Consider the following 12,759-nt stretch of genomic DNA (forward strand, 5'->3'; position numbering starts at 1 on the left):
CCACTACCCCACCAACAAGCTGATAGGCCGCGGGCCCATCCCCAGCCGGAAACCCTTTCCACCACCCACCATGCGGTGCGCGGTGACCATCCGGTATTAGCCCCAATTTCTTGGAGTTATCCCAGAGCCGGGGGCAGGTTGCCCACGTGTTACTCACCCGTTCGCCACTGATCCCCACCGAAGCGGTTCACCGTTCGACTTGCATGTGTTAAGCACGCCGCCAGCGTTCGTCCTGAGCCAGGATCAAACTCTCCGTAGATGTTCAATCACCGGCTGAGAACCGAGACCTGACAGATCTCGATCAATCAACCAAAGGAACCCAAGACCCGACCAGACACAAAGCCCGACCAGGCCACGGGGTACTACTTGGCACTGACTTTCGGCACGCTGTTGAGTTCTCAAGGAGCGGACGCACACCAACTCGACCCTCTCGGGCTTCGTCGGTGGCTTGTCCTACCTTACGCCGTCTCCCGGAGTCCTGCACCGCTGGGGTGCTCCTCCGTGGCCCTCGCGAGCTCCGTCCGGCGCGAAGAGAACCATACACGACTCCCGGGGGACGTGCACGGGAGGTCCCGGTCACACCTCGGGGCGCACGGACCGCGTGGTCAGAGCCCCAGGAAGGACTCGATGCCCACGGTGAGGCCGGGCCTGCGTCCGATCTCCCGGACGGCGAGGAGCACGCCCGGCATGAAGGACGCGCGGTCGTAGGAGTCGTGCCGCAGGGTCAGGGTCTCCCCTGCCGAACCCATGAGGACCTCCTGGTGCGCGACCATGCCGGTCAGCCGCACGGCGTGCACGGCGATCCCCTCGATCTCTGCACCCCGGGCACCGGGCAGCGAGTCGGTCGTGGCGTCCGGCGACGGCGGGAGGCCGGCGGCCCGGCGGGCGGCGGCCACGAGACGGGCGGTGCGGACGGCGGTGCCCGAAGGCGCGTCCACCTTGTTCGGGTGGTGCAGCTCGACGATCTCTGTGGAGGGGAAGAAGCGCGCGGCCTCCTGGGCGAAGCGCATGAGCAGCACGGCGCCGATCCCGAAGTTGGGCGCGATGACCACGCCCAGGTCGGGCTTGGGCTCGAGCCACTCGGCGACCGTGGCCAGCCGCTGCTCGTCGAAGCCCGTCGTCCCCACGACGCAGGAGATGTTCTGGTCGATGCAGAAGCGGATGTTGTCCATGACGACGTCCGGGCGGGTGAAGTCCACGACCACCTGCGCGCCGGCGTCGGCCACGTTGAACAGCCAGTCCCGCTCGTCGACCATCGCCACGAGCTCGAGGTCGTCGGCGTCGTTGACCGCCCTGACCACCTCGGTGCCCATCCGCCCCCGGGCTCCGAGCACGCCGACCGAGATGCGGGGCGGCTCGCCGACGGTCGCGGCGGTCGCCTGCTGGTCGGGTCGGGGGGTGCTCGTGGTCACCCGGTCAGGCTTCCCGGCGGCCCGTCCCGCCGCAAGACGGCCCGGGCGGTCCGCCGCTCCCCCAGCGTCCACGCCAGCAGGCCGAGTCCGACGCCGGCGGCGTCGGCCAGCCAGTCGAGGACCGAGCCGGAGCGCTGCAGCGCCGAGACCGCCTGCACGACCTCGCTCACCGCGGCGTAGACGAGCAGCAGCACCGCCAGCGGGCCCGGCCGCGTGCCCGCCCACCGCCCGGCGAGGGCCAGCGCCGCGAACAGCAGCAGGTGGACGACCTTGTCCACCCCCGGGGGCGCGGCCGGGACGTCGGACGCCGGTGCGAACAGCACGGCGAGCGAGACGAGCACCGTCACCGCGAAGGCGCCCCGGGACAGGGCGCCGTGCACGCGGAACACCGGGTGCGGACGCGGGTCGGTCATCGGTCTCCGGAGGGCGGGTGGGTCAGAGCCGGTCGAGGTCGGACTCGCGGTAGGGGCCGACGACGGCCAGGCAGGTCTCCCGGCCCAGCAGGTCGGTCGCCACCGCACGCACCTGGTCCTCGTCGACGCCGGCGATCCGGTCGAGCACCCCGCGCACCGGCACGTACTCCCCGTGCGACAGCTCGCTCTTGCCCAGCCGGCTCATCCGCGACCCGGTGTCCTCGAGACCGAGCACCGTCCCGCCGCGCAGCTGGCCCCGGCCGCGGGCCACCTCCTCCGACGTCAGCCCGTCGGCGGCCACCCAGGCCAGCTCCTCGCGGACGAGGCGCAGCACCTCCGGCACCCGCTTCTTGGCACACCCCGCGTAGACGGAGAAGGCGCCGGTGCCCGCGTAGGCCGTGAGCGCGGAACCGACGCTGTAGACCAGCCCGCGCTTCTCCCGGATCTCCTGGAACAGCCGCGAGCTCATCCCGCCCCCGACCGCCGTCTCCAGGACCGCGGCGGCGTAGCGCCGCTCGTCGAAGCGGCTGAGTCCGAGGCTGCCCAGGAGCAGGTGGGTCTGCTCGGTCTTCCGGTTCACCAGCCCGGCCGGGGAGGCCGGTCGGTCGAACACCAGGTCCGCCCCGCGGCGCAGCGGCGCCGGGGACACCGGACCGGAGAGCCGGTCGCCGAAGACCGCCATCACCAGGTCGAGCACCTGCTGGTGGTCCACCCGGCCGGCGGCGGTGACGACCATCGAGGGGACGGCGTACCGAGACCGGTACCAGCCGTCGACGTCCTCGCGGGTCAGGCCCTCGATCGACTCGACGGTGCCGAGCACCGAGCGCCCGAGCGGCGTGCCGCCGAAGAGCGTCTCGGCGAACAGGTCGTGCACCAGGTCGGAGGGCTCGTCGTCGCGCATGGCGATCTCCTCGAGCACCACCGTCCGCTCGGACTCCAGGTCCTCGGCGGTGTTGAGCGCCTCGGTCACCAGGTCACCGAGGAGCGTGACCGCCAGCGGCAGGTCGCTGGCGAGCACGTTCGCGTAGTAGCACGTGTGCTCCTTGGCGGTGAAGGCGTTCATCTCACCGCCGACGGCGTCCATGGCCGTCGCGATCTCCAGCGCGCTGCGGCTGCGGGTGCCCTTGAACAGCAGGTGCTCGAGGAAGTGCGAGGCGCCGGCGACCGGGTCCGTCTCGTCCCGCGAGCCCACGCCCACCCAGATGCCGAGGGTGGCCGAGTGGACGCCGGGCATCGTCTCGGTGAGCACGCGCAGCCCGCCGGGCAGCACCGTGCGCTCCACCCGGCCGCCGACCTCGTCGACGTCGATGACACGGGTGACACCGACCGGGGCCGGGGCGGACGTGAGGTCGGTGGACCCCACGCCAGCCCCGGCCCCGGTCGGAGTCGGGTCGGCGACCGTGTCAGGCCTCAGCGGGCGCGGGGGCGTCGGCCGGGGCCGCGCCGTCGCCGGCGGCGGCAGCGTCACCCTCGCCCTCCGCGGCCACCGGGACGAGGCTGATCTTGCCGCGGGCGTCGATGTCGGTGATCTCGACCTGCAGCTTGTCGCCGACGTTGACGACGTCCTCGACCTTCCCGATGCGCTTGCCACCACCCAGCTTGCTGATGTGCACCAGGCCGTCCTTGCCCGGCAGCAGCGAGACGAACGCCCCGAACGGCGTCGTCTTGACGACGGTGCCGAGGAAACGCTCCCCGACCTTCGGCATCTGCGGGTTGGCGATCGCGTTGATGCGGTCGACCGCGGCCTGGGCCGACGGGCCGTCGGAGGCGCCGACGTAGATGGTGCCGTCGTCCTCGATGGTGATGTCGGCGCCGGTCTCGTCCTGGATCGAGTTGATCATCTGGCCCTTGGGGCCGATGACCGCGCCGATCTTGTCGACGGGGATGCGCACCGTGGTCACGCGCGGGGCGTACGGGCTCATCTCGTCCGGGGCGTCGATGGCCTCGTTCATCACGTCGAGGATGTGCAGGCGGGCGGCGCGGGCCTGGGTCAGCGCCTGGGCGAGCACGTCGGACGGGATGCCGTCGAGCTTGGTGTCCAGCTGCAGGGCCGTGACGAAGTCCTTGGTGCCGGCGACCTTGAAATCCATGTCACCGAAGGCGTCCTCGGCACCGAGGATGTCGGTCAGCGCGACGTACTGCGTCTTGCCGTCGACCTCGTCGGACACCAGGCCCATGGCGATGCCGGCGACCGGGGCCTTCAGCGGCACACCGGCGTTGAGCAGCGACAGGGTGGAGGCGCAGACCGAGCCCATCGACGTCGAACCGTTGGAGCCCAGCGCCTCGGAGACCTGCCGGATCGCGTAGGGGAACTCCTCGCGGTCGGGCAGCACCGGCAGCAGGGCCCGCTCGGCGAGCGCGCCGTGGCCGATCTCGCGGCGCTTGGGCGAGCCCACGCGCCCGGTCTCCCCGGTGGAGTACGGCGGGAAGTTGTAGTTGTGCATGTACCGCTTGCGGGTCACCGGCGAGAGCGTGTCGAGCTGCTGCTCCATGCGGAGCATGTTCAGCGTGGTCACGCCCAGGATCTGGGTCTCACCGCGCTCGAACAGCGCCGAGCCGTGCACCCGCGGGAGGACCTCGACCTCGGCCGACAGCGGCCGGATGTCGGTCAGGCCACGGCCGTCGATGCGGACCTTGTCCCGCAGGATGCGCTGCCGGACGACCTTCTTCGTGACGGCGCGGAAGGCGGCCGACACCTCCTTCTCGCGGCCGGCGAACTGCTCGGCGAGCGAGGAGACGACCTCGTCCTTGAGCGCGTCGGTGGCGTCGTTGCGCTCCTGCTTGCCGGCGATCGACTGCGCCTGGGTCAGGCGGTCGAGGGCGGCGGACTCCACGGCGGCGTAGACGTCGTCCTGGTAGTCGAGGAAGCGGGGGAAGTCGGCGACCGGCTTGGCGGCCTTCTCCGCGAGCGCGGACTGGGCCTCGCACAGCTGCCGGATGAAGGGCTTGGCGGCCTCGAGGCCCTGGGCGACGACCTCCTCGGTCGGCGCGGTGGTACCGCCGCGGACCATCTCGACCGTCTTCTCGGTGGCCTCGGCCTCGACCATCATGATCGCGACGTCGCCGTCGGGCAGGAGGCGGCCGGCCACGACCATGTCGAAGACGGCGTCCTCGAGCTCGGCGTGGGTGGGGAAGCCGATCCACTGGCCGTCGACCAGCGCGACACGGGTGCCGCCGACGGGGCCGGAGAACGGCAGGCCCGACAGCTGCGTCGAGGCCGACGCACCGTTGATCGCGAGCACGTCGTAGAGGTGCCCGGGGTCCAGGGACAGGACCGTGATGACGACCTGGACCTCGTTGCGCAGACCCTTGGCGAACGTCGGGCGCAGCGGGCGGTCGATCAGCCGGCAGGTGAGGATGGCGTCCTCGCCCGGACGGCCCTCGCGGCGGAAGAACGAGCCGGGGATGCGCCCGGCGGCGTACATCCGCTCCTCGACGTCGACCGTCAGCGGGAAGAAGTCGAAGTGCTCCTTGGGCTGCTTGCCGGCCGTGGTGGCCGACAGCAGCATGGTGTCACCCATGCTGACGACGACCGAGCCGGCGGCCTGCTTGGCCAGCCGCCCGGTCTCGAAGGTGATGCTGCGGCTGCCGTGGCTGCCGTTGTCGATGACCGCGGTGGCGGTGGTGACCCCGTCCTCGGGGTCGTACTCGGCAGCCACGCCGTTGGTGCTCGGGCTGCCCTGGGTGGTGGGTGCGGACACTGTGTCCTCTTCCTACGTCGCATGCGGCGACGTCCTCTTCGTGGCGTCCTGCGCCGGACTGCTCCGGGATGACCGGTCTTCGATCGAAGCCCACGGGTGTCGTTCCCGCACGCGGGGGGACGTACCCGGGGGCCACCACCGAGGACCGATCAGCGTCGGGGTGCGCGGCGCGGTGCCGTGGTCCTCGCGGAGCGGGTGCCCCACGAGAGAGGGGACCGTCCCGGCGGGACGGTCCCCTCTGGGGTCAGCGGCGCAGACCGAGCCGCTCGATCAGCGAGCGGTAGCGGTTGATGTCCGTCTTGGCCAGGTAGTTCAGCAGCCGCCGGCGGCGACCGACCAGCAGGAGCAGACCCCGCCGGCTGTGGTGGTCGTGCTTGTGCTGCTTGAGGTGCTCGGTCAGGTCACTGATCCGGCGGGTGAGCATCGCGACCTGGACCTCGGGCGACCCCGTGTCCCTCTCGACCGTCGCGTACTGGGTCATGATCTGCTGCTTCGTCGCGCTGTCGAGCGCCATGGAGGGCCTCCGGGCCAGGTCGCGTGTGGCCCCCGGTCTGACTCACGGGGGCAGGTGACACACATCGCCGCGCACTTGCGGCGTCGAGGACATTACCAGCGCGGCCCGGGACGGCCGCGGCGGTGATCACCCGGCGGGGGGCAGCCCCAGCACGGTGCGGGTCCGGGTGACGTCGTCGGCCATGGCCGTGACCAGCTCGTCGACGCCGGTGAAGGCGGTCATCGGGCGCAGCCGCGAGACGAACTCGACGCCGACGTGCTCGCCGTAGAGGTCGCCGGCGAAGTCGAGGACGTGGGCCTCGACGGTCCGCCGCGAGCCCTGGAACGTCGGGTTGGTGCCGACCGAGATCGCCGCCGGTGCGCTGCCGAGCGTCGCGCCGGAGGGGTCGCGGGTGACCAGGTGCCCGGCGTACACGCCGTCGGCCGGGATGGCGGTGAACGGTGGGGTCTCGACGTTCGCCGTCGGGTAGCCGAGTTCCCGGCCGCGCCGGTCCCCGCGCACCACGACGCCGTCGACCCGGTGCGGCCGGCCCAGCGCCCGCGCGGCGCTCTCCATGTCACCGGCCGCGACGCAGGCGCGGATGTAGGTGGAGGAGATCGTGACCTCGCCGTCGGCGGAGGCGTCGCCGGCCAGCGGGACGCCCTCGACGGCGAAGCCGAACCGGCGCCCCTCCTGGGTCAGCGACGTGACCGTGCCCGCGGCCTTGTGCCCGTAGGTGAAGTTCTCGCCGACGACGACCATCGAGGCGTGCAGGTGCTCGACGAGCACGCCGTGGGCGAACTCCTCGGGGGTCAGCCGGCTGAACTCGGGGGTGAACGGCAGCACGCACATGCCGTCGACCCCGAGACCGGCGACCAGCTCGGCCTTGCGGTCGAGCGAGGTGAGGATCGCCGGGTGCGAGCCGGGGCGGACGACCTCGGTGGGGTGCGGGTCGAAGGTGACCAGCACGCACGGCCGGCCCAGCGCCCGCGCGCGGGCGACGGCGGTGCCGATCAGCTGCTGGTGGCCGCGGTGGACGCCGTCGTACATGCCGACGGTGACCACCGTCCGGCCGAGGTCGGCCGGGGTGTCGCCCTGCCCGCGCCAGCGCCGCACGCGCCCCCTCCCCGTGTCGTCGCCGGGTCGCTCAGGCGACCCGGTGCAGCCAGCCGCGGGTGTCGGGCACCCGGCCGTGCTGGATGTCGAGCAGGTGCTCGCGCAGGCCCGTGGTGACCGGGCCCGGGGCGCCGTCGCCGACGGTGAAGTCGCCGGTGCGCGCCTTGACCTCGCCGACGGGGGTGATGACCGCGGCGGTGCCGCAGGCGAAGGTCTCGGTGACCGTGCCGTCGGCCACGCCCGAGCGCCACTCGTCGACGCTGAACCGGCGCTCGGTGACCCGCATGCCCCGCTCGCGGGCCAGGGCGATCAGCGAGTCGCGGGTGATGCCGGGCAGCAGCGTGCCGGTGAGCTCGGGGGTGACCAGCTCGGCGTCGTCGCCGGAGCCGAGGACGAAGAACAGGTTCATCCCGCCCATCTCCTCGACGTAGCGCTTCTCCACCGCGTCGAGCCAGACCACCTGGTCGCAGCCGGCGGCGATGGCCTGCTCCTGGGCGAGCAGGCTGGCGGCGTAGTTGCCGGCGCACTTGACGTCGCCGGTGCCGCCGGGCGCAGCCCGGATGTAGTCCTCGGAGAGGTACACCGACACGGGGTGCACGCCGCGCGGGAAGTACGCGCCGGCCGGGCTGGCGATGACGAGGAACAGGTACTCGTGCGCCGGCCGCACGCCGAGGAAGGGCTCGGTGGCCAGCTGGTACGGGCGGATGTACAGCGTCTGGTCGGGGCCGGTGGGGACCCAGTCGCGGTCGGCGTCGACGAGCGCGTCGACGGCGGCGAGAAAGGCCTCCTCGGGCACCGGCGGCATCGCCAGCCGGCGGGCGCCGCGGGCGAAGCGGGCGGCGTTGGCCTCGGGCCGGAAGGTGGCCACGCTGCCGTCGGGCTGCGCGTAGGCCTTGAGCCCCTCGAAGATCGACTGCGCGTAGTGCAGCGCGGCGGTGGCGGGGTCGACCTGCAGCGGCGCGTACTGCGTCAGCCGCGCGTCGTGCCACCCGCGGCCGGCCTCGTAGCGGGCCACGAACATCGAGTCGGTGAAGTGCCGGCCGAAGCCGGGGTCGGCCAGCACGGCCTCGCGTTCGGCGGCGGGCCGGCGGGACACGCCCTCCACGGTCACCGGCACGCCCTCGGTGAAGACCCGGGAGGAGGTGCGGCTGTCGGCGAGCGTGTCGGTCATGTCTCCCACCTGGGCGGACTCGGAGCACGGACCGGCGGACGACGGCCCGCCGACCACAGTAGCGCCGGGAGCGGCGGCGGCCGGGAGCCGACCGCCGCCGCCTCCCCGTCCGGGCTCAGGGGCGGTCGGGGGCGGAGCTCTCGACCACCTCGTAGGACCACAGGTGGTGCGAGTCGCTGGCGGCCGGGGCGAGCTCGTCGCCGCCGCCGTCGTGGGCGCGCGCGAAGTCCTGGCCGCCCTCCCAGCTGCGGTAGGCCTCCTCGCTCTCCCACCGCGTGTAGACCAGGTACTGGTCGGTGCCCTCGATCGGGCGCAGCAGCTCGAACCACTCGAAGCCCGGGGTCTTCTCCACCGCTCCGCCCCGGCCGCGGAAGCGCTCCTCGAAGCGCTCCTGCGCGTGCGGCGGCACCACGATCGCGTTGATCTTCACGACGCTCATGGACGCCCCCTTCCCGGCCCGGTCGCCGGTCAACCGCCCTGCGGGGCATCCCGGCGCGGGCGACGATGCCCCGGTGACCCAGGACAAGCGGCCCGGCGTGCTCCTCGACGTCGACGGCACCCTGCTCGACACCAACTACCTGCAGGTCCTCGCCTGGTGGCAGGCCTTCCGCGACACCGGGCACCCCGAGGTCTCGATGGCCGCCTGCCACCGGTCGATCGGCATCGGCAGCGCCGAGCTGGTCACCCACCTCCTGGGGGACGACGCGGACGACGTCGAGGAGGTGATGGAGGCGAAGAGCCGCCGCTACGAGCCGCTGCGCGAGCAGGTGGCCGCCTTCCCCCGCGTCGACGATCTGCTCGGCGCCTGCCGCGAGCTCGGCCTGGCCGTGGTGCTGGCGACCAGCGGCGAGGAGTCCGACCTGGAGTGGATGCAGCCGGCGATCGGGGGCGAGGACGTCGTCGACGGGGCGACGACGTCGGGCGACGTGGACTCGGCGAAGCCGGCGCCGGACCTGCTGCAGACCGCCGTCGCCGACCACGGCCTGGACGCCGGCCGGACGGTCGCGGTCGGGGACACGGTCTGGGACGTGCAGGCGGCCCGCCGCGCGGGGCTGCCCTGCATCGCGCTGACCTGCGGCGGCATCTCCCGCGCCGAGCTGGAGCAGGCCGGGGCCGACGAGGTCTACGACGACCCCGCCGACCTGCTCGCGCACCTCGGGGACTCGCTCGTCGGCAAGATCGCGCGCGGCTGACGGTCCCGCCGCCGGGCGCGTTCAGCCGGGCGGGAAGCCGACCGCGACCCGGGCGCTCGACCCGGTGTCCTCGAGGAGCGCGACCAGCCGGCCCGCGGGGTCGACGGCGGCGGTGAGCCCCGGCCGCCCGGTGGCCGGGACACGCTGGCCGTACCCGACGGCACGGGCCTCGTCGTCGGACAGCCGCCGCTCGGGGTAGACGGCGGTGGCCGCCTCGGTCAGGCCGAGCACCCCCGCTCCCCCGCCGCCGGCGAGCGCGGCCGCGGCCTCCTCGACCGGGGCGGCCTGCGCGGTGGTGAACGGGCCCGACGCGGTGCGGCGCAGCGCCGTCAGGTGCCCGCCGACGCCCAGGGCCGCCCCGGCGTCGCGGGCGATGGCGCGCACGTAGGTGCCCGCGGTGCAGGCGACGGTGACCTCGACGTCGACCAGGTCGGGCGTGGACCGGGTGACCCGGTGCACGTCGATGCGGTGCACGGTGACCGCGCGCGGCTCCAGGACGACCTCCTCGCCGGCCCGCACGCGGTCGTAGGACCGGCGGCCGCCCACCTTGACCGCGCTCACCGAGGAGGGCACCTGCAGCAGCGGGCCGGTCCGGGCGGCCAGCGCGGCGCGGACGGCGTCGTCGTCGAGGGCGCCGGCGGGGGTGGTGGTGAGGACCTCGCCCTCGCGATCGTCGGTGACCGTCGTCTGCCCGAGCCGGATCGTGGCGTCGTAGACCTTGTCCGAGCCGCCGAGGTGGCCCAGCAGCCGGGTCGCCGTCCCGACGCCGAGCACGAGCAGGCCGGTGGCCATCGGGTCGAGGGTGCCGGCGTGGCCGACCCGGCGGACCGACAGCACCCGCCGGGCCCGGGCGACGACGTCGTGCGAGGTCATCCCGCCCGGCTTGTCGACCAGGAGGATGCCCGGCGTCACGTCGGCGTCGGCGGCACGGCGGCGGCTCATGCCCCCACCGTCGCAGGTGCGGTCAGCCACTTCTCCCCCGCCACCCGGACCAGGACGGCGACCAGTCGCAGCGCGATGAACGCCGTCAGCCCGGTCCAGACGCCGGCCAGACCCCAGCCCAGCGGGCCGGACAGCAGCGACAGCGGGAGGAACCCGACGAGGGCGGCGCCGACGGTGACGGTGCGCAGGTAGCCGACGTCGCCGGCGCCCATGAGCACGCCGTCGAGGGCGAAGACGACGCCGGCCAGCGGCTGGAACCCGGCGAGGAACCACCACACGAGCTCGGCCTGCGCGCGCACCGCGGGGTCGTCGGTGAACAGCGGGACCAGCACGCCGCGGCCGGCCAGCAGCAGCCCGGCGACCAGCACGCCGGTGCCCAGGCCCCACAGGGTGACCCGCCGGGCGGTGGCGCGGGCCTCGCCGGGGCGGCCGGCACCGAGGGCGTGACCGACCAGGGTCTGCGCGGCGATGGCGTAGGCGTCGAGGACGAGGGCCAGGAAGAGGAACAGCTGCAGCGCGATCTGGTGCGCGCCGAGCTGGGCCTGGCCGGCGCGCGCGGCGACCCCGGCGGCGACGAGGAAGGCCAGCTGCAGCACGGTGGCGCGCAGCAGCAGGTCGCGGCCGAGGACCAGCTGCGCCCGGACGGCGGCCGGCCGGAACCGCCAGTCGGCCCCCTCGCGCAGCAGCGCCCGCACGAACAGGGCCGCCGTCAGCGACTGGCCCGCGAGGTTGGCGACGGCGGAGCCGGGCAGCCCCAAGCCGGCCGGGTACACCAGCAGCGGGCACAGGACGAGGCTCGCCAGGCTGCCGGCGAGCACGAAGCGCACCGGCCGGCGCAGGTCCTGGACGCCGCGCAGCCAGCCGTTGCCGGCCAGCGACACCAGCAGCAGCGGCGCGCCGCAGCCGGCGATCCGCAGCCACTGCTCCCCCGCCGCGGCGACCTCGCCGGGGCCGCCGGCCAGTGCGCGGGTCAGCGGGCCGGCCAGGACCTGGAACAGCACCACGACGGCGGCGCCGAGCAGCAGCGCGAGCCAGGTGGCCTGGACACCCTCGGCGACCGCTCCGGCGCGATCCCCGGCCCCGGCCCGGCGGGCGGCGCGCGCGGTGGTGCCGTAGGCGAGGAAGTTGAGCAGCGCGGCGGCCCAGGCCAGCAGCCCGCCGCCGACGGCCAGGCCGCCGAGCGGGACCGTGCCCAGGTTGCCCACCACGGCGGTGTCGACGAGCAGGTACAGCGGCTCGGCCGCCAGCACCACGAGCGCCGGGACGGCCAGGGCCAGGACCGATGGGGTGCTGCGGCGCGGGGACCCGCTCATCGCCTCGCGAGCTGCTCGCGGATCGCCGCCACGGTGCCCTCGCGGTCGAGGTGCGAGGTGAAGCCGGCGGCACCCCGGTGTCCGCCGCCGCCGAGGGCCATGGCGACCCGGGCGACGTCGGTGCCGCCGCGGGAGCGCAGCGACACCGACCACGAGCCGTCGTCCTGGCCCTTGAGCACGCAGGCGACGTCGGCCTCGGCGGTCGCGCGGACGACGTCGACCAGGGCCTCCAGCTGCTCACCCGGCAGCCCGTGCTCCCCGGCCTCGGCGGTGCTCGACCAGGTCCACACCAGGCCCGCGCCGACGCCGGGCTCGAGGACGGCGCGGCCGGCGACCGCCGACAGCAGCCGCAGCCAGCCGAAAGGGGCGGTGTCGAACAGCCGCTGGCTGACGGCGGCGTGGTCGATGCCCGTGGACAGCAGCCGCGCGGCCAGCTCGTGCGTGTCGGGCCGGGTGCTGCTGAACCGGAAGGAGCCGGTGTCGGCGGCCAGGCCCGCGTAGAGCAGCGTGGCCAGGTGAGCGTCGAGGTCGACGCCGAGCTCGTCGAGCAGGCCTGTCACCAGCACCACGGTCGCGGGTGAGGTGGGGTCGACCAGCCGGACGTCGCCGAAGCCGGGGTTGCTGGCGTGGTGGTCGACGACGACGGACGTGCCGGCGTCGCCCAGCAGCGAGGCCAGCTCCCCCAGCCGCCCGGGTGAGGCGGCGTCGAGGCTGACGAAGACGTCCGGGGACGCGGGGACGGCGGTGGACGGCACCAGGCCCTCGGCGCCGGGCAGCCAGCCCAGCGACTCGGGCAGCACGGGGCGGCCGGGGAACGTGGCGGTCACCCGGGCGCCGCGGCGGCGCAGTCCCTCCGCGAGGGCCAGCGTGCTGCCCAGGGCGTCGGCGTCGGGCTGCACGTGCCCGCTGAGGACCACGGTGGCCCCTGCGTCGGCGGCCGCGGCCAGCACGCCGGCCGGGGTGCGCGCGGGCACCCCGGCGGTCGGCGCGGTCGGTGCGGTCACC

Annotated in this window: 12 protein-coding genes and 1 rRNA gene; 1 reads left to right on the top strand and 12 read right to left on the bottom strand. The window is 74.1% G+C overall.

Annotation, left to right across the window (positions count from 1 at the left end; translation table 11 throughout):
* The 9 genes from BM414_RS13375 to BM414_RS13415 form a co-directional block, all read right to left on the bottom strand.
* Positions 1-259: ribosomal RNA gene (locus BM414_RS13375) — 16S ribosomal RNA — on the bottom strand; the annotation flags it as partial.
* Between the two features lie 346 nt (positions 260-605).
* Positions 606-1,412, bottom strand: a complete 807-nt coding sequence (gene dapB / locus BM414_RS13380; RefSeq protein ID WP_093579948.1) for a 4-hydroxy-tetrahydrodipicolinate reductase — start codon at positions 1,410-1,412, stop codon at positions 606-608.
* Entirely contained in the window at positions 1,409-1,825 is a 417-nt protein-coding gene (locus BM414_RS13385) for a VanZ family protein (protein WP_093579949.1), read from the bottom strand. The genes dapB and BM414_RS13385 overlap by 4 nt, the downstream gene beginning before the upstream one ends.
* A gap of 22 nt (positions 1,826-1,847) precedes the next feature.
* Complete coding sequence (locus BM414_RS13390; protein WP_093580111.1) at positions 1,848-3,188, bottom strand: M16 family metallopeptidase; 1,341 nt, start codon at positions 3,186-3,188, stop codon at positions 1,848-1,850.
* 40 nt (positions 3,189-3,228) lie between these two features.
* The gene (locus BM414_RS13395; protein WP_217644711.1) at positions 3,229-5,526 is read right to left on the bottom strand and encodes a polyribonucleotide nucleotidyltransferase; all 2,298 of its coding nucleotides are present in this window, start codon (positions 5,524-5,526) and stop codon (positions 3,229-3,231) included.
* 244 nt (positions 5,527-5,770) lie between these two features.
* Positions 5,771-6,040, bottom strand: a complete 270-nt coding sequence (gene rpsO, locus BM414_RS13400; RefSeq protein ID WP_093579950.1) for a 30S ribosomal protein S15 — start codon at positions 6,038-6,040, stop codon at positions 5,771-5,773.
* A 126-nt stretch (positions 6,041-6,166) separates the two neighbouring features.
* Positions 6,167-7,135: a bifunctional riboflavin kinase/FAD synthetase gene (locus tag BM414_RS13405; protein ID WP_093579951.1), complete on the bottom strand. Its 969-nt coding sequence runs from the start codon at positions 7,133-7,135 to the stop codon at positions 6,167-6,169.
* 31 nt (positions 7,136-7,166) lie between these two features.
* Positions 7,167-8,306, bottom strand: coding sequence for a branched-chain amino acid aminotransferase (locus BM414_RS13410; protein ID WP_175551584.1), 1,140 nt, complete (start codon positions 8,304-8,306; stop codon positions 7,167-7,169).
* Positions 8,307-8,421: 115 nt separating this feature from the next.
* On the bottom strand, positions 8,422-8,745 hold the full coding sequence (locus BM414_RS13415; protein WP_093580114.1) for an antibiotic biosynthesis monooxygenase family protein: 324 nt from the start codon (positions 8,743-8,745) through the stop codon (positions 8,422-8,424).
* Between the two features lie 73 nt (positions 8,746-8,818).
* On the opposite strand from BM414_RS13415, the gene BM414_RS13420 reads away from it, so the two are divergent.
* Positions 8,819-9,499, top strand: a complete 681-nt coding sequence (locus tag BM414_RS13420) for an HAD family hydrolase (protein ID WP_245784701.1) — start codon at positions 8,819-8,821, stop codon at positions 9,497-9,499.
* Positions 9,500-9,520: 21 nt separating this feature from the next.
* On the opposite strand, the gene truB is transcribed toward BM414_RS13420, so the two are convergent.
* Genes truB through BM414_RS13435 form a run of 3 tightly spaced genes read right to left on the bottom strand, consistent with a single transcriptional unit; the run spans position 9,521 to position 12,758 of the window.
* Positions 9,521-10,441 carry a tRNA pseudouridine(55) synthase TruB gene (gene truB / locus BM414_RS13425; protein WP_093580116.1) on the bottom strand — a complete coding sequence of 307 codons (921 nt, stop codon included), beginning with the start codon at positions 10,439-10,441 and terminating at the stop codon, positions 9,521-9,523.
* A complete protein-coding gene (locus tag BM414_RS13430; RefSeq protein ID WP_093579953.1) occupies positions 10,438-11,754 on the bottom strand; it encodes an MATE family efflux transporter in 1,317 nt (438 codons plus the stop codon). The genes truB and BM414_RS13430 overlap by 4 nt, the downstream gene beginning before the upstream one ends.
* On the bottom strand, positions 11,751-12,758 hold the full coding sequence (locus BM414_RS13435; protein ID WP_093579954.1) for a DHH family phosphoesterase: 1,008 nt from the start codon (positions 12,756-12,758) through the stop codon (positions 11,751-11,753). The genes BM414_RS13430 and BM414_RS13435 overlap by 4 nt, the downstream gene beginning before the upstream one ends.
* Position 12,759 lies beyond the last annotated feature (1 nt).

Origin of the sequence: Geodermatophilus amargosae (assembly GCF_900116515.1) — a bacterium.
GTDB classification, from domain to species: Bacteria; Actinomycetota; Actinomycetes; order Mycobacteriales; family Geodermatophilaceae; genus Geodermatophilus; species Geodermatophilus amargosae.

Excerpts from the sequence above, each read along its gene's own strand:
- BM414_RS13430 (WP_093579953.1), bottom strand. The coding sequence starts at position 11,754 with ATGAGCGGGTCCCCGCGCCGCAGCACCCCATCGGTCCTGGCCCTGGCC.
- truB (WP_093580116.1), bottom strand. The coding sequence starts at position 10,441 with ATGAGCCGCCGCCGTGCCGCCGACGCCGACGTGACGCCGGGCATCCTC.
- BM414_RS13385 (WP_093579949.1), bottom strand. The coding sequence starts at position 1,825 with ATGACCGACCCGCGTCCGCACCCGGTGTTCCGCGTGCACGGCGCCCTG.
- rpsO (WP_093579950.1), bottom strand. The coding sequence starts at position 6,040 with ATGGCGCTCGACAGCGCGACGAAGCAGCAGATCATGACCCAGTACGCG.
- BM414_RS13415 (WP_093580114.1), bottom strand. The coding sequence starts at position 8,745 with ATGAGCGTCGTGAAGATCAACGCGATCGTGGTGCCGCCGCACGCGCAG.
- BM414_RS13410 (WP_175551584.1), bottom strand. The coding sequence starts at position 8,306 with ATGACCGACACGCTCGCCGACAGCCGCACCTCCTCCCGGGTCTTCACC.